At 28.1% G+C, this 25,110-nt stretch carries 23 protein-coding genes; 10 read left to right on the forward strand and 13 right to left on the reverse strand.

The features are described 5' to 3' along the window. Both AJ888_RS05355 and AJ888_RS05360 read left to right on the forward strand, forming a co-directional pair. A partial coding sequence (locus AJ888_RS05355; RefSeq protein WP_070296172.1) for an AMP-binding protein occupies positions 1-1,509 on the forward strand: 1,509 nt, incomplete at its 5' end. A gap of 995 nt (positions 1,510-2,504) precedes the next feature. After that, a complete protein-coding gene (locus AJ888_RS05360) occupies positions 2,505-2,741 on the forward strand; it encodes a hypothetical protein (RefSeq protein WP_002861994.1) in 237 nt (78 codons plus the stop codon). A 13-nt stretch (positions 2,742-2,754) separates the two neighbouring features. Here the strand turns inward: AJ888_RS05360 and AJ888_RS05365 are convergent, their stop codons facing one another. Then, the gene (locus AJ888_RS05365; protein ID WP_002861995.1) at positions 2,755-3,504 is read right to left on the reverse strand and encodes a hypothetical protein; all 750 of its coding nucleotides are present in this window, start codon (positions 3,502-3,504) and stop codon (positions 2,755-2,757) included. Between the two features lie 8 nt (positions 3,505-3,512). Beyond that, complete coding sequence (locus tag AJ888_RS05370; RefSeq protein ID WP_002861996.1) at positions 3,513-4,724, reverse strand: DUF2920 family protein; 1,212 nt, start codon at positions 4,722-4,724, stop codon at positions 3,513-3,515. 79 nt (positions 4,725-4,803) lie between these two features. On the opposite strand from AJ888_RS05370, the gene pseF reads away from it, so the two are divergent. From pseF to pseH, 3 genes are read left to right on the forward strand one after another with little or no spacing between them, the layout of a single operon-like run. Next, positions 4,804-5,502 carry a pseudaminic acid cytidylyltransferase gene (gene pseF / locus AJ888_RS05375; RefSeq protein WP_002861997.1) on the forward strand — a complete coding sequence of 233 codons (699 nt, stop codon included), beginning with the start codon at positions 4,804-4,806 and terminating at the stop codon, positions 5,500-5,502. Continuing rightward, positions 5,486-6,310 (forward strand): UDP-2,4-diacetamido-2,4,6-trideoxy-beta-L-altropyranose hydrolase, encoded by an 825-nt coding sequence (pseG, locus tag AJ888_RS05380; protein ID WP_002861998.1) that lies wholly within the window; start codon positions 5,486-5,488, stop codon positions 6,308-6,310. The genes pseF and pseG overlap by 17 nt, the downstream gene beginning before the upstream one ends. Then, entirely contained in the window at positions 6,307-6,780 is a 474-nt protein-coding gene (pseH, locus tag AJ888_RS05385) for a UDP-4-amino-4,6-dideoxy-N-acetyl-beta-L-altrosamine N-acetyltransferase (RefSeq protein ID WP_002861999.1), read from the forward strand. The genes pseG and pseH overlap by 4 nt, the downstream gene beginning before the upstream one ends. Here the strand turns inward: pseH and AJ888_RS05390 are convergent. Genes AJ888_RS05390 through pseA form a run of 3 tightly spaced genes read right to left on the reverse strand, consistent with a single transcriptional unit; the run spans position 6,745 to position 9,230 of the window. Further along, the gene (locus AJ888_RS05390; RefSeq protein WP_002862000.1) at positions 6,745-7,491 is read right to left on the reverse strand and encodes a HisA/HisF-related TIM barrel protein; all 747 of its coding nucleotides are present in this window, start codon (positions 7,489-7,491) and stop codon (positions 6,745-6,747) included. The genes pseH and AJ888_RS05390 overlap by 36 nt on opposite strands. Next, positions 7,492-8,097: an imidazole glycerol phosphate synthase subunit HisH gene (gene hisH, locus AJ888_RS05395; RefSeq protein ID WP_002862001.1), complete on the reverse strand. Its 606-nt coding sequence runs from the start codon at positions 8,095-8,097 to the stop codon at positions 7,492-7,494. It lies immediately after the preceding gene. Further along, complete coding sequence (gene pseA / locus AJ888_RS05400) at positions 8,094-9,230, reverse strand: pseudaminic acid biosynthesis protein PseA (RefSeq protein ID WP_070285354.1); 1,137 nt, start codon at positions 9,228-9,230, stop codon at positions 8,094-8,096. Before pseA ends, hisH begins: the two co-directional genes overlap by 4 nt. 112 nt (positions 9,231-9,342) lie before the next feature. Between pseA and AJ888_RS05405 the strand changes: the two genes are divergently transcribed. After that, positions 9,343-10,494, forward strand: a complete 1,152-nt coding sequence (locus AJ888_RS05405; RefSeq protein WP_002862004.1) for an acetyl-CoA carboxylase biotin carboxylase subunit family protein — start codon at positions 9,343-9,345, stop codon at positions 10,492-10,494. On the opposite strand, the gene AJ888_RS05410 is transcribed toward AJ888_RS05405, so the two are convergent. Genes AJ888_RS05410 through AJ888_RS05440 form a run of 7 tightly spaced genes read right to left on the reverse strand, consistent with a single transcriptional unit; the run spans position 10,480 to position 16,752 of the window. Then, positions 10,480-10,977 carry an adenylyl-sulfate kinase gene (locus AJ888_RS05410; RefSeq protein ID WP_002862005.1) on the reverse strand — a complete coding sequence of 166 codons (498 nt, stop codon included), beginning with the start codon at positions 10,975-10,977 and terminating at the stop codon, positions 10,480-10,482. The genes AJ888_RS05405 and AJ888_RS05410 overlap by 15 nt on opposite strands. Then, positions 10,962-12,053: a phosphonopyruvate decarboxylase gene (gene aepY / locus AJ888_RS05415; RefSeq protein ID WP_044780665.1), complete on the reverse strand. Its 1,092-nt coding sequence runs from the start codon at positions 12,051-12,053 to the stop codon at positions 10,962-10,964. The genes AJ888_RS05410 and aepY overlap by 16 nt, the downstream gene beginning before the upstream one ends. Continuing rightward, entirely contained in the window at positions 12,050-13,360 is a 1,311-nt protein-coding gene (gene aepX / locus AJ888_RS05420) for a phosphoenolpyruvate mutase (RefSeq protein ID WP_070296173.1), read from the reverse strand. Before aepX ends, aepY begins: the two co-directional genes overlap by 4 nt. A 5-nt stretch (positions 13,361-13,365) precedes the next feature. Next, positions 13,366-14,376 carry a radical SAM/SPASM domain-containing protein gene (locus AJ888_RS05425; RefSeq protein WP_070296174.1) on the reverse strand — a complete coding sequence of 337 codons (1,011 nt, stop codon included), beginning with the start codon at positions 14,374-14,376 and terminating at the stop codon, positions 13,366-13,368. Next, entirely contained in the window at positions 14,363-15,055 is a 693-nt protein-coding gene (locus AJ888_RS05430; RefSeq protein WP_002862010.1) for a CDP-alcohol phosphatidyltransferase family protein, read from the reverse strand. Before AJ888_RS05430 ends, AJ888_RS05425 begins: the two co-directional genes overlap by 14 nt. Positions 15,056-15,066: 11 nt before the next feature. Beyond that, on the reverse strand, positions 15,067-15,726 hold the full coding sequence (locus AJ888_RS05435) for a class I SAM-dependent methyltransferase (protein ID WP_070296175.1): 660 nt from the start codon (positions 15,724-15,726) through the stop codon (positions 15,067-15,069). 12 nt (positions 15,727-15,738) lie between these two features. Further along, positions 15,739-16,752: a DegT/DnrJ/EryC1/StrS family aminotransferase gene (locus tag AJ888_RS05440; RefSeq protein WP_070296176.1), complete on the reverse strand. Its 1,014-nt coding sequence runs from the start codon at positions 16,750-16,752 to the stop codon at positions 15,739-15,741. Positions 16,753-16,829: 77 nt separating this feature from the next. Here AJ888_RS05440 and pseI point away from each other — a divergent pair, with 77 nt between their 5' ends. From pseI to AJ888_RS05460, 4 genes are read left to right on the forward strand one after another with little or no spacing between them, the layout of a single operon-like run. Next, positions 16,830-17,861 carry a pseudaminic acid synthase gene (gene pseI / locus AJ888_RS05445; protein ID WP_070296177.1) on the forward strand — a complete coding sequence of 344 codons (1,032 nt, stop codon included), beginning with the start codon at positions 16,830-16,832 and terminating at the stop codon, positions 17,859-17,861. Continuing rightward, positions 17,858-19,717 (forward strand): motility associated factor glycosyltransferase family protein, encoded by a 1,860-nt coding sequence (locus AJ888_RS05450; RefSeq protein ID WP_070278780.1) that lies wholly within the window; start codon positions 17,858-17,860, stop codon positions 19,715-19,717. Before pseI ends, AJ888_RS05450 begins: the two co-directional genes overlap by 4 nt. Positions 19,718-19,730: 13 nt before the next feature. Next, positions 19,731-21,692 (forward strand): motility associated factor glycosyltransferase family protein, encoded by a 1,962-nt coding sequence (locus AJ888_RS05455; RefSeq protein WP_044794507.1) that lies wholly within the window; start codon positions 19,731-19,733, stop codon positions 21,690-21,692. After that, the gene (locus tag AJ888_RS05460; protein ID WP_044794508.1) at positions 21,682-23,580 is read left to right on the forward strand and encodes a motility associated factor glycosyltransferase family protein; all 1,899 of its coding nucleotides are present in this window, start codon (positions 21,682-21,684) and stop codon (positions 23,578-23,580) included. The genes AJ888_RS05455 and AJ888_RS05460 overlap by 11 nt, the downstream gene beginning before the upstream one ends. A gap of 27 nt (positions 23,581-23,607) precedes the next feature. Here the strand turns inward: AJ888_RS05460 and AJ888_RS05465 are convergent. Further along, positions 23,608-25,110, reverse strand: a 1,503-nt coding sequence (locus tag AJ888_RS05465; protein WP_070296178.1) for a flagellin, incomplete at its 5' end; no start/stop codon positions are given.

Below are 25,110 nucleotides of genomic sequence, written 5' to 3' on the forward strand. Positions count from 1 at the left end.
ATGACAACCCATATCTACGATTTTTTAGAAAAAAGTTTAATCAAATTTAGCAAAAAAACAGCTTTTGTAGAACCCTTTGCCAAGGAAAGAAAGGAAATCACTTATAAAAACTTTGATCTTTTTTCTAAAAAACTAACCAGTGAAATTTTAAGAAACCTAGGAAATAATAATCCTATACAAGCTCCTGTTTTAATCATCTTGCCTAAAGGGATTGATTGTTTGATTTCATTTTTTGGAGTGGCATTAAGTGGAAATTTTTATACCCTTTTAGATGAGAAAAGTCCTAAAGAAAGAGTAGAAAAAGTTATAGAGGTTTTAAAACCTAAACTTTTTATCACTTCAAAGGATTTAAATTTTAACTTAGATTTGCCTACACTTTATACACAAGACTTTGAAAGTTTTAATATAGATGAGAGTTTAATAAAAACTGCAAAAGAAAAACATATAGATACTAATTTACTTTATGTGCTTTTTACCAGTGGGAGCACAGGCATTCCTAAAGGAGTAAGCATAGCACATAAGAGTGTGATTGATTATACTTTTTGGGTATGTGAGACTTTTAAATTTGATGAGAATGAAATTTTAGCCAATCAAGCACCATTTTATTTTGACAATAGTGTTTTAGATATCTTTTCAAGTGTAAAATCAGGAGCAACTTTACATCTTTTACCTAATCATCTTTTTGCCTTTCCAAATAAAATTTTAGAATGTCTTGAAAAAGAAAAAGTAAGCACTATATTTTGGGTGCCTTCGGTGCTGATTTATTTTGCAAATGAAAAAGGATTGCAAAAATATTCACTAAATCTTTTAAGAAAAATTCTCTTTGCTGGTGAAATCATGCCTAATAAACAGCTAAATATTTGGCGTAAACACTTACCCAATGCTTTGTTTGCCAACCTTTATGGCCCAACAGAAATCGCTGATGTATGTTCTTTTTATATCATAAATCGCACTTTTAAAGATGAAGAACTTTTACCCATAGGCAAAGCATGTAAGAACACAGAACTTTTAGTTTTTGATGAAAATATGAATTTCATAAGTCCTAAACAAATAGACATTAAAGGGGAGCTTTACGTGCGTGGAACTTCTTTGTCTTTAGGGTATTATAATGACAAAGAAAAAACCAAACAAGCTTTTATACAAAATCCTTTACATGATAATTATTTAGATTTACTCTATAAAACAGGAGATATTGTTTCTTATAATGAATTTGGCGAACTTTTATGCTATGGAAGAGCAGATAATCAGATCAAATACATGGGACATAGGATAGAACTTGGAGAAATAGAAAGCATGATAAATTCTCATGCAAGTGTAAAAAACAGCGCTTGTATTTTTAAAGAAGATATCATTTGTTTTTATGAAAGTGAAAAAGAGATTAATGTTAAAGCTTTTTTAAAAGACAAATTACCTTCTTATATGATCCCAAAAAATTTTATTAAAATCGAAAAATTTAAGCTTAATCAAAATGGTAAAATCAATAGGAAAGCCTTAGAAGAACTTGTTTAAATAAATATTTTATAATTTCAAAAAACCAAAGGAGTAAAAATGCAAGAAATCAAACAATTTTTTATCAATATTGGCAAGAGGAATGTTGATGAAAATGAACAAAATTTAGTTAGCGATGGTATTATTTTGGCAGTTTGAATATTTTGAATATCAAGTTTAATAAATAATTAAACAATATCAATAACATTTCAATTTTATGGAATCTAAAAATTTTTAGAATATTCAAAATAGCATTATTTATCCACCACAAATTTAAAATTTATCTATTTTTACTTTCAATAAAAATACAACAGTGTTTTTAAAATTTTAAAAACAAATCTCTTACAATACTCATTAAAAATAGCATTTATAAATCCTTGCAATGATTCCGAAGATTCCGAAACACATAAGCAAATAAATATCTTAATTTCCCGTTATACAATATAGAAAATTTACAGCCTTTTCACTAATCCTACTGATAATATAATGCAAATTGCACAAACATGAATTAAAATTTCACTATGTTACTTGCTAAAAAATAATTACTACTGAAGCAATTAATCATAACCCCCATAAATTTTAGTAATTCACAAACTTTAAAAAATGTTTAACAAGATTTTTCAAAATATTAATATATTTACAATGATTACTATAATAGTATATTGCCCAAACAGAAAAAAATCTTATTTTTTGAGTTCTCCTTCTCTCAAACCTATTTAATTAAACTTTAAACGCAAAATTAACTTTAAGATTGTATCTCATCTAATCTTTTTTTATAAAATAAACAGTAAAATATATCACAGCAACATGAAATTTATATTAGTTCCATAATCACATATTTTGAAAATAAATTTTGACATCATTTTTCATCATTATAACTTACACAATATTCAAGTTTGTTGGTTCTTTTGATGCCTATTTCATCACAAAAATCGATTTCAAGAGTTTGGTTTATAAACGTGCTATTAATCTATAAATATTATAATATATTAAAAAAGAGAAGAAGAGACTATGTTATGATAATTTCGATACAAACTATTCAATCAATTTTCAATAATATTGAACGAACAGATGTTAATGAGAATATGCAAAATTTAATAGAAGATGACATTATTGATAGTATAGATATAATGAAACTTATAATTGAAATTGAAAAAATTTTTAATAAACCCTTGAAATCAAAATACATTACACCTGATAATTTTAAAAATTTTCAAAATATAAAAAATATGCTACAAGAGGCTATGGAATAATTTTAAATTCTGATTATTCTACGAAATATTTACTAAATCTGTTATTATATTTTTTTTCCAAAATATCGTATAAATTTTGAACCTTATTTATAAAATCATTATTTTTATATGCTTCTAAAGTCATAGAATTTAATTCTTGTATACTAAAAAATTCGTATTTCTCATCTTCTGTCATCTCGTCTAAATACACTTCTTTGCCATAATAATCATAAGTATATTTTTTTAAAGCTTCTTCTATATATTCTAAAGTTTTAAAAATAAATATCATAATAGGCTCCCTTTGTAATATTTTTGTACTCTTATTAAAAAGATTCAAAAACTCTTCCTCTGTATTATGTGTAATAGTGCAAAAACTATTTTTTTTATTTTTATAAAAAATATCAAACAATGCACAGGGTTTTACTCCTAAAAAATTACCATCAAAATCAACTTTTGGGTAATAAGGATATAATTTGCAAATCAAAGGTCTTAAATTATGTGGATTACATATTCCGCCTAATGAACATTTTACATAATACACAACTAATTTCTTATTATTTTTTAAATTATAGGCAACTTTACTATAATTTTCAAAATTATTATTTCCGGCTTTAATTAAAGATAAATACTCCGCTTCAATCATTGGTAAAACCACATCATTAGAGGTATTAAATCTAAAATATTTCGCATAAATATTGTGACAACATCCTCCATTGCAAGTCATATAACACTTTGGTGCAAAAATAAATTCCTTATCATGTAAAATATCAAAAAAATTATCCATATTCTCTCCTAATTTGTAATTTCCAATTCGAATTTATCATCCTTATCCTTAAAAATAAAGTTTTTATCTCCACAAGGATAATTGATGATATCTTGTTTAAATTTAAAATTTTTACCATAGAGCCGCCTAATTAATTTTGGCAATTCTTTTTTAAACAAAGCCTTTATAGCAATACCTCCACCATGATTAAAATTCTTTATAAACTTCCCATCGATATTTTTATTATCAATCAGGTTGAACTCTACTTCATATCCTAAAGCTTTATATGCTTGAATTAATTTTATCTTATCCTCTACAGAACTCATTAAATCTGCGCTACTATGGTAGCTTACATAAGTAATCTCTTTATTTTTTTGAACTTGAATTTGCAAATGCGCTGCATTAAGTAAAGCTCTTATAACATAATTTTCAGTTTTGAAACAATAAATAGATTCTGAATTAGTATTCCAATGGGTTTTTAAAAAACAATTATATTGAATATTGTTTTCATATATAATAAATTCACATTGATTTAAATCTCTACCTATTATATATTGCAATAACAACAAAGCTTCACCGGAATTATCAATTATTGCATCCACATGCCAAGGAGCTATTTTTGCTATAAGTAGAGATAAATATCCGCCATATGATACTCCACCATAAATTTTTGGTAAATCTGCAAATTTTGGAAAGCGTTTAACTAAATCTTTTAAAGCATTGATATGATCAATAGCTGCCATAATACCATAATTTTGATATTCATTGTTTGGAGGAATTAATGTTCCAGTAATGATAGCCCTATAGTCATCTTTTTGTTTATTGCATAATTTTAAAGCGTTTATTTTTAAATCCAGTTTTTGTATAAAAACTTTTGCGGTATTTGCATTTAATCCAAAAGTTTCCAAACCATGCTTCTCTAAAGTTTTTTTCAAATGTATCAAATCTTTATCTTGAATTTCTAGTTGTGCACTATAATCAATATCCACACCCATTCTAACTCCAAAACACCAATATACAACATTTATAACAACAGCATCAAATTTTTGAGCGATATAGTGTCTATCAAAATCCATAATAGACATATTCATGTTGGTACCATAAGAACCTATCATAAAAACTATAGCTTTAATATCTTTTTCATTATCATAACTTATGCGGTATTCAAGCTTACTGGTTCTTTTAATACCTAGTTCTACATCATCACAAGAATCAATTTCAAAGGTTTGGTTTATGAGCAATTTTAAGCCTTTTATTTTATTTTAAAGACAATTATACTTAAATTTTAGTAAAATAAAACACAAAAAACGAGGCTTAACTATGAAAAATCTTTGTATCATCCCTGCTCGTGGTGGATCAAAAAGAATTCCTAGAAAAAATATCATTGATTTTCTAGGTAAACCTTTAATCGCTTATAGCATAGAAAATGCTTTAAATTCAGGCATTTTTGATGAAGTAATACTTTCAAGCGATGATGAAGAAATCATAGAAGTAGCCTTAAAATACGGTGCAAAAGCTCCTTTTATACGTGATAAAAAATTAAGCGATGATTATACTTCAAGCACTGCTGTAGTGCAAAATGCCATAGAAATTTTACAAAGCCAAAATAAAATTTATGATCATGTCTGCTGCCTTTATGCTACTGCTCCCTTGTTAAACAAAGACATTTTAAAACAAGCCTATGAAAAATTTATCCAAAATCAAAGCAAGTTTTTATTTGCTGCTACTGAGTTTGAGTATCCTATACAAAGGGCTTTTTATCTAAATGAGAACAATCAAGTTTATATGTTTGATGAAAAACACTATAAAAGCCGTTCACAAGACTTAACAAAAGCTTTTCATGATGCAGGAGCTTTTTATTTTGGTACAAGTAAAGCTTGGCTTGAGGAAGATTTTATGTTTAAACCTCATTCTAGTGTATTCGTATTACCAAGAAATTTAGTTTGCGATATAGACACCATGCAAGATTTAGAATTTGCAAAAATACTTTATAAGGTAAATCATGAAAGTTCTTATTAGAAGCGATAGCTCCAGTCAAATAGGCTTTGGACACATTAAACGCGATCTAGTCTTAGCTAAACAATACGATGATGTAAGTTTTGCTTGTTTGCCTTTAGAAGGCTCTTTGATCGATGAAATTCCTTATCCTGTTTATGAGCTTAGTAGCGAAAGTATCTACGAGCTTATTAATCTCATCAAAGAAGAAAAATTTGAACTTCTTATCATTGATCACTATGGCATCAGCGTAGATGATGAAAAGCTGATCAAGCTTGAAACAGGGGTAAAAATTCTAAGCTTTGATGATGAGATAAAGCCTCATCATTGTGACATTTTACTCAATGTCAATGCTTACTCAAAAGCAAGTGATTATGAAGGTTTAGTGCCTTTTAAATGCGAAGTAAAATGTGGTTTTTCTTATGCCTTAATCAGAGAAGAATTTTATCAAGAGGCCAAAGAAAATAGAGAAAAAAAATATGATTTTTTCATTTGCATAGGCGGAACAGATATCAAAAATCTTTCCTTGCAAATCGCTAGCGAATTACCTAAAACAAAAATCATAAGCATTGCAACCAGCTCTTCTAATCCCAATCTTAAAAAATTACAAAAATTTGCAAAATTACATAGTAATATTAGATTATTTATCGATCATGAAAATATTGCAAAATTGATGAATGAAAGCAATAAACTCATCATCAGTGCAAGTTCTTTAGTCAATGAAGCCTTACTCTTAAAGGCAAATTTTAAAGCTATTTGTTATGTTAAAAATCAAGAACCTACAGCAACTTGGCTTGCTAAAAAAGGCTATGAAGTGGAGTATAGGTATTGATAAAACTTAAAAATTTCACAGAACTTAATTCTCAAGAAATAGAGCTGATTTTTAAATGGCGTAATAATATTTATATTAGTCAATTTATGAAAACAAAACAAATTGATTTTGAAGAGCATTTAAGATTTATAAGAAACTTGCATCAAGATTCTAATAAAAAATATTTTTTAGTTTTTCAAGATGAACAGATTATCGGCGTGATTGATTTTATTAATATCACAACCAAATCTTGCGAATTTGGACTTTATGCAAAACCTGATTTAAAAGGCGTAGGACAAATTTTAATGAATGAAATTATAAGATACGCTTTTGAAATTTTAAAAGTAGATACTCTTAAAGCCTATGTTTTTAAAAATAATCACAAAGCTTTAAAATTATATCAACAAAATCATTTTACTATTTATGATGAAGATAAAGATTTTTACTATGCTTACCTAAAGCAATCTCACTGCAAAACCTTGCTTAGTTAATTCTTCTTTTACATCTTTAGGGGTATACTTAGAAAAATGAAAAATATAAGCTCCTGCTAAAGCATCAGCACCCAAATTTAAAGCCTTAACTCCATCACTTGGATTGCCAAGTCCTCCATTGATAATAAGAGGAATTTTAAGTTTATTTTGAAAGATCTTTAAAAGTTCTAAATCATAACCCTTTGCTTTTCCCTCAAAATCCACAGAAGTTAAAAGAAGCTCTCCAGCACCTTTTTTTTCATATTCTAAAGCAAGTTCTAAAGGACTTTTTTCAAGCAAATTTCCCCTATCATAAACACAAAGTTGATCTCCTTTTCTTTTAACATCTATAGAACAAACTATACATTGAGAACCAAAACGATTCGCCGCTTTACTTATAAAATCCATATCTTCTAAGGCTTTAGAATTGATAGAAATTTTATCCGCACCTAAATTTAAAATCTTTTGTATATCTTCAAGGGTTTTTATACCACCGCCTATAGTTAAGGGCATAAAGCATTCTTTAGCAAGATCTTCTATACTATCAAAGTCTATCTCACCACTTTTTGAAGCATCTATATCTAAGATAATAAGCTCATCAACATTACGTGCATTATAAATTCTCATCGTTGAAGTTAAATGCCCGATGGTACGAAAATCTTTAAATTCTATACTTTTAACAAGTTGAGAATTTTTTAATAACACACAAGGGATAATTCTAGTTTTTAACATTTAAAGCCTTATAAAATTTTCCAAAAGTTTTAAGCCTAAATTTTGACTTTTTTCGGGATGAAACTGCGTCGCAAAAATATGATCTTTTTGCAAAGATGCGACAAATTTATGTCCATATTGTGCCTTAGCACTTACAAACTCATCTTTACATTTCACATAAAAAGAATGCACAAAATAAAAATCACTCCTATCTTCTATACCTTGATATAAAGGCTCTTGTTTTAAAATTTCAAGTTCATTCCAACCCATGTGTGGGATTTTTAAATTTAAATCCTCTTCAAATTTGACTACTTCGCCTTCTATAAAACCAAGTCCTTCGCAAACCCCACCTTCATAACCCCTTTCTAAAAAAAGTTGCATTCCTAAACAAATGCCTAAAATAGGTTTTTCTTGTACTAAAACTTGCTCTTTTAAAGCTTCTATAAAACCAAGCTCTTTTAAATTTTTCATCGCTTCTTTAAAAGACCCCACTCCAGGTAAAAGCAATTTATCGGCTTTTTGCAAATCTTTTGGATTTTTAGCTATGAAATTTGTAACTCCTATTTTTTCAAAAGCCTTAGCAACGGAGTTTAAATTTCCTGCCTTGTAATCAATGAGTGCTATCATTTTAAAACACACTCGTCTTTTCTTACCAAAGAACCATCATAATCTCTTATAAATTTACCATTTTCATCGCGTTTAAAGATTTTTTTATTGGTAAAAGAATCTACGATTTTTTGAAATTCTTCTTCACTAAAACCGCTAAATTCAAGGTATTTTTTAATAGCCTTTTTAGGGGGTTTGCCATCGTATTTTTGCACCAAACGCACCCCTTCTTCACGACTGATATAACCTAAACGAATATCCAAACAAGCATTATCCGTTGCTCTACCAAAGCCATATTTGCAGTATTTTAAATAATCATGCACATGATTAGAATAACAATCTAAATTTTCAAAATTTTCATAAGTAGTCTCAACAGGATGATCTAGAGTTGAAAAACCATATTTTTTAGAAATTTCAAGAATTTTTTTATAATCCCATTTAAAATAATACCCTAAAAATAGCCCAGTAACCCCTACTTTTTGAAGTTCTTCATCGCTTGGATAAGTATATAAAAACAAATCTTTTTCAGTGATGCCATTTACCCCAAGCATATCAGAAGCACGATTTCCTAAAAGCCCGCCAAATTCTTCAAGCCACTCTCTGCCTAAAATATTTTTATTTTTACTACTCGCAGGACCACCATACTCTATCTGCGGACTTTCTCCCCAAATAATCAAAGGCACTCCAAAATTTACCGCTATGCGTGGAACAGAAGTAAAAATTCCCAAATGGTTTTGCCACTCATTATCCCCTGTTCTTATAAAAGCTTCACGGGCAAGTTTTTGATAAACTTTTGGATCACGCTTGATATGGATCAAATCCACGCCCAAATGATTTAAATTGTCTAAATTTTTGCGCCCTATTTTCGTAGGCACACTAGGCTCAAAACACACACACAAAGGATTAAGTCCAAGTTCAAGCATTTTAACCACTTGAAAAGTAGAATCTTTTCCACCGCTTACTCCGATAACGCAATCATAAACAGGATGTTTTTTGTATTTTTTTACAAGCTCAAAAAATTCTTTTTCCCTTTCTTGCCAATTGATTTTTTGATTTTTAGCTTCTTGAGAACGACAAGCATCACAAATTCCTTCTTCATCAAAATGTAAATCAGGCTTGGTATCTGGCATTACACATTTTTTACAGAATTTCATTTTTCCCTCAAATATTAAAATATACCAAGTAATATTATCTATACTTTGTATAATTATATTATAAATATTTTGTTATAATAAAAATAAAATAACAAAAATATAGAAAGTTTTCATGAAAAACAAACATTTTTTTATTATTGGCGGTGGTGATTTACAAGCAGATTTAGTGTTACATGCAAAAAAAGATTTTATCACTCATGTTTTTGATTATAATGAAAATTGTTTTTGCAAAGATTTAGCAGATTATTTTCATCCTATTTCTATTGCTGATAAAGAAAAAATTCTGGAATTAGCTATCAAATTTAATATAGTAGGTATTGCTACTGCTGCTACAGAACTTGGAAATTTAACAGTATGCTACATTGGAGAAAAGCTTAATCTTGGAACTAATTCTTATGAATGTGCTAAAAATACTACAGATAAAAGCTTAATGAAAAAAGTATTTGAAAGAAACAATATCAATCATGCTAAATACTTTATACTCAAAGATGAAAAAGATTTAGAACAAATTGCTAATTTCCCTGTTGTTGTAAAACCAAGCGATAGAAGTGCTGGAAGAGGAGTTGTAAAAGTATTTGATAAAGAAAATTTAAAAAAATATTTTTACAAAGCTAAAGATTTCTCTTATAATAAAATCGTTTTAGCCGAAGAAGTTTTAAAAGGTAGACAATTTAGTGTAGAAACTATAAGCTCTCATGGTAAACATCAAATTATAGCTATCACAGAAGAATATTTACGAGAAGGCGAATTTGCAAATGATTTTTTAGAAACACAGCATTTGATTCCTGCTAGGATAACTCATCATGAAAAAAAAATTATTCAAAATGAAATTATTAAAGTTCTAAATGCTTTTAAAATTAATTTTGGAGCTTCACATATAGAGATTAAACTTCATAACAATATAGTTAAGATTATAGAAATTGCAAGTAGAATGGGAGGTTGGCGTGATGTATTAGCATATCATTCTTATGGCATTGATTATTTACAACTCTTAATTCAAAGTTCTTTAAAACAAGAATTGAAAAAAGTAAATACAAAAGCTAAAAATTTTTGTCTGGTTAAAATGATTTTTACCAAAGAAGATTATTTATTTTATAAAAAAATAAAATCACTATATCCTGAATTTATCATTAAAGAAAAAATTCATTTTAATAATGTAGAAAATTTTGATTATTCTTCATCGCTGATGGATTCTAAGGGTTATTATTATATTAAAATAAAATTAAATGAAGATATAAATGTATTTTTACTAAACAAAATTTAATATTTTATTTATAATTAATATTTTTGCATTATTAATATCAAAATCATCTTTTAAAACAATATGACTTTTTTTGGGTAGTTCTAAAATTTGATCAATACCTGCCATGTTTTCTATCTTATTTTTAAAAAATTTTTTACTATCTCTTTTTTTTCTTATTTCAAAAGAAACATCTAAAAAAATTTCCAAATAATTTTGAAAACTATTTCTATTAAATTCCCTTATCGAATCAAACATAGAAATTGTGGATAAAATCACTATAAAACCTTGATTATATAACATTTTGGCAATTTTTACATAAAACATTGCCATTTCCATGCGATTCTTAATATCATAATTGGCATTATTTATACAAGCCCTCAATTCATCGCCATCTAGCAATATGGGATAAATATTTTGCAGTATTAATTCTTTTTGTAATTCTTTTGCCAAAGTTGTTTTACCACTTCCACTTAATCCCGTAATATAAACTAAAACTCCCGACAAAAAATCTCCTTTAAATGTAATAAATTTTTAGGACGACCTAAGTTATCACGCGTCTGACGTTTAACTTTTATTTCTAAAAATATCAAACCTTTTTGCTTTTTAATATTCTTGAGTATTCTTTTAAGTTGTGTAATTGTGGCGACAGAATAACTATAATCATACCCGCAAATTTTTAACATTTTTTTTAAATTTGTATTCGATATATGAGTTCTTTGCCCTCCAACACTATCATGCATTTCATTATTAAAAACAATATGCAAAAAACTAGCACCTTTAAAATTTAAAATTCCACCCATATGCATAATTAATGCTCCATCTCCATCCAAACAAACAATACGTTTTTTACTATATCTAGATAAAATAAAAGCTAAAGAATTAGCATGTCCCATAGAACCTACTACCAAAAAATCATTTTCATGTGTTTGGTTTTTATTTTTTCTTAGTTCATAACATTCTCTCGAAATCATGCCTGTCGTAGTAACAAATTTTGAATCTTGAAAAATATCCTGAATTAAAGCAATAGCCTCCTCTCTAAGAATGGCAAAATTGTTATTTTTTATATCATTGTTAGAATATTTGCTAAAAGTATTTTTTTTGATCAAAAAAGCAATAATTTTTTTATCGTTAAAACTTTGTTCAATTGCCTTATTTATTTGTTTTTTTGCGACAGCAATATTCTGAGATAAATACAAAGTTTTTATACCGCAAATCTTTAAAATTTTTTTACTTATCTCCCCGTGTTTTAAATGCTGAGGCTCATCGTCTACTCCTCCTCTTAATCCTATAAATAAAATTAAAGGAATTTGATACACCGTCTTATCTGCAAGAGATAAAAGTGGATTTAAAGCATGACCTATACCTGAATTTTGCATATATATCAAAGGTATTTTCGATGTAGCTAAATTATATGCAATTCCAAACGCTACAGCTTGTCCTTCATTAGCGCAAATATGAAAATTTTCTCTGAATTTTTTTTCCAACGCTTGATTTATGTATTTTAAAAGACTATCTGGAACACCAGCTATAAAAGAAAAACGATCCTGTAAAAATGAAGCAAATTTTTCAGAATCAATCATTCATTGCCTTTAATTAAATTAATTAAATCCAAAGCAGAAATATAATCTTTATCCGCTTCAGCCGAACTTTTATTTTTAAGAATAGACAAAGCAGTATTTTGCATTGCTGTATATGCGGATCTTAATAATTGATTGGCATATACTACAATATTAACTCCAGCTTCTTGTAACTTCTTTTCGCCAAGTGATGGATAATTTGTAGGAACAACCATTAATGGTTTTCTATCTTTAAAAGTATTATATTTTTTGCAAAATTCTATAATTTCGCATCCATCTTTTTTTCGAGAATGAATCATAATACCATCAGCTCCAGCATCAATATAAGCTCTAGCTCTTGAAATTGCATCATTCATACCTTGATTTAAAATAAGACTTTCAATTCTTGCAATAATCATAAATTCTTCACTAAGTTGTGCTTTTTTTCCAGCTTGAATTTTTAAACAAAAATTTTCAATAGAATCTTGAGTATGTTTTATATCATTACCTTCGCAAAGAGAGTTTTTCTTTAAGCCAATTTTATCCTCAATAACCACTGCACTCACGCCAAGTCTTTCTAATCGTTTTACCATAAATGTAAAATGTGGAATTTGTGATCCTGTATCGCCATCATAAATTATTGGTTTTGTTGATACCTCTAAAATATCATTGACTGTAGCTATTCTTGAAGTTAAATCTACAAATTCTATATCAGGTTTTCCTTTAGAGCTCGAATCAGTTAACGAACTAAGCCATAAAAAATCAAACTCTTGATTAATCTCATTTTCATCTTTGTAAAATGTATTTTCAATAGCTAATGCACTAATTCCACTATGTGATTCTATACCCCTTATAAGACTTTTAGCATTCATACATTTTCTTAAAGAACCTAATCTATTTTGAGGCAAAATTCCAAATTGCTTTAAATCTTTATTAAGTTTTGTAGAAGAAATATTTGGAGTATATTGCGGTTCTATAACCTTTCCTCCCCAAGTTTTCATTAAATCAATAGCTTTTTTTCTTGAAGAATTTAATGGACCTTCATTCCAATCACTACCATGAACCATAAAATCAGGTTTGTATTTTAATAAATTATTGTCATAATCTTTTTCATTTTGAATAACAACTTCATCAACACCTTTTATAGATTCTATAAGTTGTTTGCGCTGTTCAAAATTCATAAAAGGCACTCTTTTATAACTTGCAATAGCTTGATCTGAAAATAAACCTATCATAACATAACCAAGCTTTTGAGCCTCTTTAATTATATTTAAATGACCTGGATGAATAATATCTGCAGCCATAGGTACATAAACTAACTTTTTGTTCATTTTGATTATCCTTTAAATAAACATGTATCACATAATTTTGTTTTACTTAAATCACCATTTCTATGTGCCTCTCTCAAATCTTCCATAGCTTGAGAATGCCATATATTATAAATATTATCTGTATTAATATTACCTACAGCAATATGTTTAGCACGATGACTTGCACAAGGAACTACAAGCCCATCTCCATGAATAAATAGAGATTCAAAAGGATAAGAACAGCACTGTTTACCTGCTATAGGGGCATCTGAAATAGCGATACTTCTTTCATCATCAAATGGAGAAATTGGAACATAACGCTGAACGGAAACATAATCAACTTTATCTACCCAATAATTTTTAAAGTCTTCAAGTTCATGTTTATTTTTCTCTTGTAAAAGAAAACTTACCCTTACAATAGGCAACTCTTGACCCATTTTAGCCTTAAGATTTAAAAAATTCTCTATATTTCTAACAACATTTTTAAAGTTTAATCCTAACCTAATTTTTTTATAAGTTTCCTCCGTAAAAGCATCAATACTAAAATTCATTCTTGTAATCTTAGTATTAAGCAGTTTTTTACTCATTTCTTCATCTAGAAGTGAAGCGTTGGTATTAAAATGAATATCCATTATGCTGTCTTTTTTACTAACATAGCAAATTCTTTCTATAATATCAGGATCTAAAAGTGGTTCATTAGTCTGAGACATACCGACAGAAGGACATTTATATACATCACATTCATCAACAAGTCTTTTAAAAGTTTCGATTGGCAAATATCCATTATAATAATAATCATTCCTTAAGTCTGCATGACCATGAACACACATAATACATCTGGCATTACATTTAAATTGATTTTCAAAACGAACAAATAAAGGAAAATCATTCAAAATCTGTTTAGACGCATCTGACCATTTTTTTCTATAATCTAACCATTTTTGTCCATAATACTTTACAAAAATTGCATCAATATCTTTTTTTGAATTATTTACAACTCTTCCTGCTGAAGTAGATTCTGCTTTAATTTCTCCCATTGCATTTCTCCTTAAAATCTAAATTTTGATTCCTTTTTAATTCTATAAAACGATATATAACATCCAACAAATATAAAAACGATACAATATAAAATAACAAAAATACTTCATCAATAATTAAAAATAAGCTAACCAAGGTCAACATTAAAGAACAATCTATACCTAAAATAAAATTTCTATCAAGAAACCATTTTTTAATTCCAAATCTTCTAATTTTCTTTAAAGACCTAAGCTTTTTTGAAAAATAAAACATTCCAAATGCATTATGAATATTCATACAAATTATAGTCATAAAAGCTAGATATAAAGGTAAATTAGCACCTAATGCTATAAAAATAAAAATTGCATTAAAAAATACATTATCATTAAAACGATCAAGTCTTGAACCTATATAAGTTTGCTTATTTGTATATCGTGCAAGCATACCATCCGTATGATCAATTAAAGCGTATATTTGAATTAAAATTGCACTCACTAAAAAATACTCAAAATATAAAAAATATAAAGTAATAGGGAAAATAATAGTATTTAATGCAGTAATAGCAATAGGATGTATATTTATCTTGGCCAAAAATGGCAAATATCTACGTGCAAGAATAATTCTATAAAAATACTCTATTATATACATACTTTTTACTTCATTTCTTTGTCTTTTTTTTAATCTCTCATCTAAATTCATCAAAATAAACCTTATTTTTTCAAGATTATCAAAAAGCTTTCATCTGCAAAACTATCATTTGCATAACTTGTTTTTAAACGATTAATCTCTATATTTTTAAAATCTTTAAAAATCCTTTGCACTTCATCTTTATCAAAAAAATACATTTGCATGCCATCTTCACAGCTTGCAGATCTATTTTTATCACTTTCTTGAATAATAACTTCATATTTTGACTTTTTCTCATTATTTTTATAACGATAATCATCCATATTTCTTACAGCAACATAGGCCATAGAACCTTTTTTAAGGACTCTATAAATTTCTTTAGTTGCTTTTTCTATCACCTCTTTAGAATTGTAATAAAGTACCCCATAACAAAGCAAACCATCAAAACTTTCATCTTCATAAGGAATATTATCTACACTTGAAACTTTTAAATCTGCTTGAAGATTGTATGTTTTTAAAAGCTCTTGAGCGGCTTTAACTCCATTTTCTGAGTAATCTACCCCAAAAGCTTTAAAGCCATTTTCTGCTAAAAATTTAACATGCCTTCCTGCACCACACCCTAAATCTAAAATTTTATCTCCTGATTTAAAATTTCTAAAAACAAAACTTACTAAATCGTTACTAGGGTAACGCGGTTGATGTCTTTTATCTGCATGCAATTTGTGCCATTTTTGTTGAATCATATTTTACCTTTTTTACAAATTTTGCATAATTATATCGACATTTTTAAAAATTTCTTTCTTGCTTATTTTTTCATCAAGCCATAAATTGATCAATTGATGAGATAAAATTTCAGCATTTTTTAAAATCTTACTTTGAAAAATCCGATGAGAAGGAATATACCAAGAAGAACAATCAATTCTCAATAAACGCAATCTTTCAAGCAGTTTTTCCCTATCTCCTAAATATCTAAGAGTATAACGCCAAGAAATACAGTTATGACTTAATTTAGGATGAATAATATCTCGATGAACTAAATTTTCTTGATAAATTTGCATTTTTTCTCTACGATTTTTACAAATCATTTCTAGATTATTAAGTTTAGTTTTTAAATTTCCATAATTTTGTGCTTTAAAAACCAAAGTATAATCCAAAATCAAAGATTTTAGCTTAGAAAAATAATGTAAATCTTTAGAATCCAAAGCATAATATTTTTGCCTATATTCTTCAAAAAATATTTTAAAATCCTTAAATTCCAAGTGCTCATTCATTATATATAAATCCTGTAAAATTTCTTTAGAGTAAACAAAAATTACCCCCCCCCATGAATTATTTTCCAAAAATTTAGTATGACCAAAACTTAAAATACTTGCATGAGCCCTAAAATCTATCTTATAAGTTTGTGCACAATCTTCTATAATAAAAATATCATTTTCTAAGCAAAACTTCCAAATTCTCTCATCACAAAAATGTCCATAAAGATGAACCAAAACTAAAGCATCATAGGAATATTTTGTATATAAAGCAACACAACTTTCATAATCTAAAGTATAATTGCATAAAGAAACATCGATAAAAACAAGCTCGCAACCCGCCTTAAATGCTGCACAAGAGACCTGAGGACACACGAGAGAAGGAATAGCAATTTTATTTTTTCCTTGTTTTTTTAAATAAGAAAAAATCAAATACAAAGCACTCGTTCCAGATCCTGTATAAAGGAGATTTTCATGATTAAATTTAAAAGAAAGAAGTTTTTCTATTTCACACAAATCCAACCCTTAAATAAAAAATTGTATAATTTTACCGATATTTAGTTTAATTTTTATAATATTTTAGGAATTAAAACATGCAAATAGGAAATTTCAACACCGATAAAAAAGTTTTTATCATCGCAGAACTGAGTGCAAATCACGCAGGAAGTCTTGAAATGGCACTTAAAAGCATAAAAGCTGCTAAAAAAGCAGGAGCTGATGCGATAAAAATCCAAACTTACACTCCAGATAGCCTTACACTAAATAGCGAAAAAGAAGATTTCATCATCAAAGGAGGGCTTTGGGATAAAAGAAAACTTTATGAGCTTTACGAAAGTGCAAAAACTCCTTATGAATGGCATTCTCAAATCTTTGAAACCGCACAAAATGAAGGCATACTTTGTTTTTCAAGTCCTTTTGCCAAAGAAGATTTAAAATTTCTAAAACGCTTTGATCCCATAGCCTATAAAATTGCTTCTTTTGAAGCTAATGATGAAAATTTCGTGCGTTTAATCGCCAAAGAAAAAAAACCTACTATCGTTTCAACGGGCATTGCTACAGAAGAAGAACTTTTTAAAATCTGTGAAATTTTCAAAGAAGAAAAAAATCCTGATTTGATCTTTTTAAAATGCACTTCAGCTTATCCTGCCACCATAGAAGATATGAATTTAAAAGGCATAGTAAGTTTAAAAGAAAAATTTAATGTTGAAGCGGGACTAAGCGATCACAGCTTTGGATTTTTAGCCCCTGTTATAGCAGTAGCACTTGGAGCTAGAGTGATAGAAAAACATTTTATGTTGGATAAAAATATAGAAAGTGAAGACAGTAAATTTAGTCTTGATTTTGATGAATTTAAAGCTATGGTAGATGCGGTTAGACAGGCCGAAAGTGCTTTAGGCGATGGTAAGTTAGACTTAGATGAAAAAGCTCTTAAAAACCGTGTTTTTGCAAGAAGTTTATATGCAAGTAAGGATATCAAAAAAGGTGAAATGTTCAGCGAAGAAAATGTAAAATCCGTGCGTCCTTCTTTTGGACTACATCCTAAATTTTATCAAGAAATTCTAGGAAAAAAAGCTACTAAAGATATAAAATTTGGCGATGCTTTAAAAGAAAGTGATTTTAGATGAATAAAAATCTTTTTTTAAAAAACACTCAAGCCTTATTTGAAGTTGATCAAATTTTAGCGTATAAATTACGTGCTTTAAAAAAAAACGATTTTAAAATACAGCAAAATGAAAATGGAATCAATTTTATAAAAGATGATACCGCACTTTATAAAAATCCTAATCAAGAGCTTTTAGAAAATTTAACTCTTTTTAAAAGCGAGTATGAAAAATATCCTGTATTATTTTTCTATGGTTTTGGAAATGGTATGTTTTATAAAGCTTTATGTGAGAATAAAAACCATAAACACATCATCGTTTTTGAAGATGAGCTAGAAATTTTAGCTCTTGCTTTTCATTTGTTTGATTTCAGCAAAGAGTTAAAAAATGAACATTTAATACTCTTTCATACCACAAGCATTACCACTGCACAACTTACAACACTTTTCATGTATGAATACATACAAAAAAGTGTGAAAATTTTTAATCTTTTTATACATAGCGATTTTTATCTTAAATTCTATACTCATCAAATACAAGAACTTAACAAAAAGCTTATTGAAAATATTCGCTTTATCGTTTTAGCTAAAGGAAATGATCCTTATGACTCGATCATCGGTATCAAACACATGCTTAATAATCTTCACAAACTTTTAAACCATGGAATTTTTCAAAATTTTTTAAAAGAAAGAAAACAAAAAGTTAAAAACGCCATCATTGTTTCAACAGGACCTTCTCTTATCAAACAATTGCCTTTACTAAAAAAGTATGCAAATAAAGCCACTATATTTTGTGCTGATAGCGCTTATCCTATTTTAGCAAAACATGATATAAAACCTGATTATGTTTGCATGTTAGAAAGAGATGATATAGTTTCTAAATGTTTTGATAATGATTTTAAAGAATTTGATAAAGGAATTTTATTTATCCTAGCTTCAGTGGTTCATAAAGAAGTTATTGAATTTCTTGAAAGAAATAATAGAGAATATATGCTAGCGCACCGTCCTTTGCACTTTGCTGTATCTTTAAATCTTAAAGAATTTGGTTATATTGGAGTTGGAGCAAGTGTTGCTAATATGGCTTATGAACTAGCCGCAAGTCTAAGGCATGAAAATATCATTTTCATAGGACAAGACTTAGCTTACGCAGAAGATGGAAGCTCTCATCCAAGAGAGCATATCTATGGAAATGAAGGAGAGAAAATACGCGGTGAAGTTTATACGCTTGCTTATGGAGGAGAAAAACAAGTAAGAACTCAACTCACTTGGAACTTGTTCCGACAAGCCTTTGAAAAAGATATTTTCTGGGCAAAAGAAAAATTAAAAATCAACACCTATAATTGTACCGAAGGGGGTGCTAGGATAGAAGGAACCATAGAAAAACCCTTTAAAGAAGTATGCGAGACCTTACTTAAAGAAGATCTTAAAAAACCTTTTGATCTGCCTAAAATTTTAGAAAAAAATGAAATTAAAAATAAATTTTTACAAACTCAAAAACTTCTAATTAAAAATGTCGAACAAAGTGAAAAATTTATAAAAAAATGTCAAAATGAACTAAAAAAACTTGACTTTGAACTTAGTAAATCTCAACTTAATTTACAAACTCTAATAAAAATTAAGCAAAACCTTTTAATTTTTTTTAAGAATTTTAAAAGATTAAAACTTTTTAATGAGCTCACTCAAGCTATATATTACCATAATGAATGTGAAATTATGTATTACGAAGTTTTAAATGATTTAGAACAAAATGAAAAAATTAAAGACTTTTTAACCAGTCAAGAAAAATGGTGGCTACAAAGCTTTGAGTATTTAAATACTCAAAACCAAATCATAAAAGAAGCTTTAAAAAAATACAAAAATGACGATATTTTAGTAAAATAAAAAAAGGAGGCTTATGAAATTCAATAAAAATCAAACCATACTTTTTAATAAAAATCTAGATTCACTAAATAATCCCACCTTAAAAGAAAAATTAAAAGAATTATCAATCACTCATTATGAGCTTATCTTAGGCAAAGATAACTTAGATATCAACCTAAAAGATACTAAAAATCATACTTTTCTTTATAAAGATACGATAAAAGAACTTGATATTATGTTAAAAACCTATAATGAAAAATATCTTTTATATCCTGTGCTTTATTTTTATGGTTTTGGAAATGGAATTTTATTTAAAGCACTTTTAAAAAATAAATATCATAAACATATAGTTGTTTTTGAAAAAGAATTAGAAATCATTAAAATTATCTTTCATCTTTTAGATTTTTCACAAGAATTAAAAGAAAATAAGCTTTTAATTCTTGATGTTAATTCCTTGGAATTTCAAGATTATTATGATTTGTGTTCAACTAGTCCTTTTTTTGAATTTTCTAGAACTTATTTTTTAGAACTTAGTAGCGACTATTATGAAAAAGATCAAGAAGAAATATTAAATTTAAATAACAATCTTATGAAAAATTTTAAAAATGCCATATTAAAAAATGGCAATGACTCAAAAGATGCCTTACAAGGCATAGAACAACTTATTTATAATCTTCCAGTTTTATTAACCCACGCTCCTTATCAAAATTTACTCAAACAAAGAGCAAATCTTAGTAGTACCGCCATTATCGTTTCAACAGGACCTAGTCTTTCTAAGCAATTAAACACTCTTAAACAATATGCTAATAAAGCAACCATCATAGCAGCTGATGCCTCATATCCTATTTTAGCAAAACATGGTATAAAACCTGATTATGTTTTATCTTTAGAAAGAATTTTATCAACCTCTAAATTTTTTGATAATAATTTTGGTGATTTTGATAAAGATATTTTATTTATCACAACTCACTTAACCCATCCTCAAACTATAAAAAATTTGGAAAATAACAATAGAAATTTTATGTTATCTTATCGCAAAACACATTTTACACAATACTTAAAAACAAATTGTTTTGGTGATTTAGTTGAAGGGCATAGCGTAGCTCATATAGCTTATGGATTAGCCGTGTTTTTAAAACATAAAAATATTATCTTCATAGGACAAGATCTTGCTTATGCAGAAGATGGAAGCTCTCATCCAAGTGAACATATTTATGGAAATTATGATGCTGTAGATAAAAATAAAATCACTTATCATTTAAAAACTCTAGCCTATGGTGGCAAAAAAATGGTTTATACTAAAGAAGGGTGGAATCTATTTCGTCATACCTTAGAAAAACATATATTTCAAACAAAACAATTAAAACTCTGCACTACTTACAACTGTACTGAAGGGGGAGCTAGGATAGAAGGGGCTATAGAAAAACCTTTTAAAGAAATTTACGAAACTTTGCTTAAAGAAGATCTTAAAAAACCTTTTCCCAAAGTAGAAGCTTTAAACAAAGATAAACAAGATGAATTATTATTAAAAAGCTATTATAAAATTTATAAAAGCATAAAACATTGTAAAGATTTTTCAGATGAACTTTTAAAATCTTATAAACACATCCTAGAAAGTTTTTCAAATCTTAATTTAATCTCAAATTTAAATGAAGGTAAAGAAATACTTGATTATCTCATACAAGAAATTGATAAAATCAAAACTAAACTTGAAGATGGAAAAAATATGCTAGATCTTTATGAAATTTTAGGTCCTCTTTTAACTCAATTTGAACTTAATTTGGCAAGGATTTATGTCTTAAATCCAAAAACCCCAGAAGATTCTTATAACAAATCTTTACTATGGGTGAAAGAACATATAGAATTTTTTGATATGGTTTATGAACATATCAAAGCTCAAGAAAAAGCTTTGATAGAAAATATCACTCCTTTAGAAAATGAATTAATGCAAAGAAATTTAGAAAAATACAAAAGGAAAATAAAAAATGCAAAATGAAATTTTTGATAAAAACATAAAAGCTATGGGTGGTAAAGAATATGATGAACTTAAAGAAAAATTAGTCAAAATAAAAGAACTTAGAGAATTTTCTTATACTTTTGGTAAAGATAATTTAGATATCAATATCATTCAAAAAAGAAATTTAAAAACAATTTATAAAAACCCTTTAAAAGAATTAGAAGAAAAAATTGAATTTTTCAAAGATTATAAAAGATATCCAGCTTTGTTTTTTTACGGCTTAGGAAATGGAATTTTATACAAAGCCTTGCTTCAAAATGAAAATCACAAAAGAATTGTTGTTTTTGAAAAAGAAATTGAAATTATTTTTATAGTTTTAAATTTACTAGATTTTAGTGAAGATTTAAGAAAAGGAAGATTGATTTTAATCTACACATCTTACATGAACTATACTAAAGCAGATAGTATATTTTCTTTAAAGGAAATTAATCGTTTTTTTAAAATTTACAATTTGCACTTACATTCTAATTTTTATAAAAACTACAAAGAAGATATATTAAAGATCAATACTTTAAATTTAAAAGCTATTAAAAACATAAGCTTAAGACATGGAACTGACCCAAAAGACGCAATGCAAGGCATAGAACAATTTGTAAAAAATATCCCAAAAATGATCAACCATCCAAGTTATAAAACCTTACTTCAAAAAAGAAAAAATACTAAAAATGAAAATGTAGCCATCATAGTTTCTACAGGACCTAGTCTTGAAAAACAGCTTCCTTTACTTAAGCAATATGCAAACAAAGCAACTATTTTTTGTGCTGATAGTGCTTATGCTATACTAGCAAAACATAATATAAAACCTGATTATGTTTGCATGATGGAGCGTGATGAAATAGTAGCTGAGTGTTTTAATAATGATTTTGGTAATTTTGATAAAGATATTATTTTTATAGTAGCTTCTTTGGTGCATAAAAAAACCCTTTCTTATCTTGACAAAAATAAAAGAACTTATATCTTAGTAACAAGATTTTTACCTTTTGCTAACTCAATAGACCTTAAAGAATTTGGATATATAGGCGGTGGACTAAGTGTAGCCCACATGAACTATGAACTAGCTATCAATTTAAACTATAAAAACATTATTTTAATAGGACAAGATCTAGCTTATGCAAAAGATGGAGATTCTCATTCAAAAGGTTTTATCCATGAAAAACTCCACGATGGACATTACCAAAGGGATTTTGATAAATATATTACCACAGCTTATGGAGGAGAAGGAACGGTTCAAAGCTCTGAAATTTGGACTATATTTAGAGAAATTTTTGAAAATAGCATAAAGAAAAATAAAGAAATAATAAAAACTTATAATTGCACCGAAGGAGGAGCTAGGATAGAAGGAGCCATAGAAAAACCATTTGAAGAAATATGCAAAACTCTACCTAAAAAAGATTTAAAAAAGCCTTTTGCTAAAATTCCTAAACTTTCAAAAAATCAAAGAGATAAACTAATGCTAAAAGCTTATAAAAATATCAAAAAACAAATGAGCTTAACTCAAACTTTTTTAAAAGAATGTAAAAAAGCTAAAAATCAATTAGCATCATTAAAAAGAGGAAAAACCAAACTTACTCTAGAGCAAATCAATCAAAATTTAGATAAATTTAAAACTCGTTTAGATTTAAAACGCTATAATTTTTTACATGAAATTTTAGGACCTACTTTATATCACGAAGAAAGTTTACTAACTCCTCTATACACTCAAAATTTTACAAATGAAAGCGAAAAACAAAATAAGCTTTTTGCTTGGCTTTATGCTCACGAATCTTTGATAGAAAATATCTATGATCTTATAAATACTCAAAATATTATCTTAAAAAAAGCTATTATTCCTTTACAAGATGAACTTGAAAAAAGAAATCTAATCTAAAGAGCAAAATTTTGCTCTTTAGAAAGATTATTGTAAAAGTTTTAAAACATTTTGTTGTACAGCATTTGCCTGACTCATAGCGTATGATCCTGACTGCGCAAGTATGTTATACTTAGAAAAATTTGCACTCTCGCTTGCAAAGTCCACATCTCTTATGGTTGATTCTGCTGCTTTAACGTTAACCTGAGTTACAGTGATGTTGTTTATAGTAACTTGGAGTTGATTTTGCACCGAACCTATATCAGCTCTGATTTGATCAAGGTTAGTTATAGCAGTTTCAGCTATATCCATCACAGCCATAGCACCTTTAAGAGTGGTTACACCCGCAGTTTCATCAGTAGCACCTACAGCTGTAGTTCTTAAAGCAGCAAATTGAGAATTACCTGAACCTGCTGAGAAGCCTGAACCTGCCGAAACTACATAGGTACTGCTTATAGAAGCCGCGCTTGAAACAATTTGTACTGCTCCAGTTAAAATTGTAGAATATCCTTTTCCACTACCTACTGAGAAGCCTGAACCTCCTGAGAAGCCTGAACCTGCTTGAGACATAAACGCTGAAATACTAGAAGCTTGGATAATTTGCTTATCTCCACCACCATTGTAAGAATTAAATCCCATAGCATCAGCATTAGCTGCTGAAATTTGACCTTTTGACTCTCTTAAAGATACTGAAGCTTGAGAAATCATATCTGTAGCACCCATACCTATAGCACTAAGATTAGTTCCACTTATGTTGATATCTCTACCATCATTTTTAACTAAAGATAATCTTCCATAATTTTCAGTTTTTAAAATACCCGCACCAGCACCTATACTACCTGTGATTTTAATGCCTCTACCATCAGCTGAAGTAAGAACAAGTTTACCATTCTCATCTTTAGAAGCTTGAACTCCTGTGGTATCTTTAACCGCATTGATGGCTGAAATCAAAGAACCGTTATTATCTCCATCTTTATAATCAACCTTACCAATTATAACCCCATTGATAGCAAAGTCTTGAGAAGTAGTTCCTTCTTTTATAGCATAAGCTCCAACAGTTTTTACATCATAAGTTGCTCTAACTCCTGTTTTATCAGAGCTTTTATTAATCTCTTCAGCTAAAGCTCCAAGACCTGTTCCAACAGAAGTTGAAATCACAACATTATCAAATTTAAAATCTTCCAAACCATTATAGTTTTTGATAGTAAGTCCTACTACACCTGAACTCACACTTTGTGAACCTGTTTCAAATCTTGTAACACCGATTTTTGAAGACTGGGTTGGTCCAATGCTAGCTTTTATAGTTTGATTTGAGCTTGAACCGATTTGAAATTCTTGATTGGTAAAATTTCCACTTAAAAGTTGTTTACCATTAAAAGCTGTAGTATTTGCGATATTATCAAGTTCTTCCATTAAGCGGTTTATATCTGCTTGAAGCATGGTTCTTGTTTTTAAACTTTGACCATCTTGAGCTGCTTGAGTTGCTTTAGTCTTAATAGTATCTAAGATCTTAAGTTGCTCATCCATAGCCTTATCTGCAGTTTGTAAGAT

The organism is Campylobacter sp. BCW_6467, from assembly GCF_001762855.1.
In the GTDB taxonomy this organism is placed as follows: Bacteria; Campylobacterota; Campylobacteria; order Campylobacterales; family Campylobacteraceae; genus Campylobacter_D; species Campylobacter_D jejuni.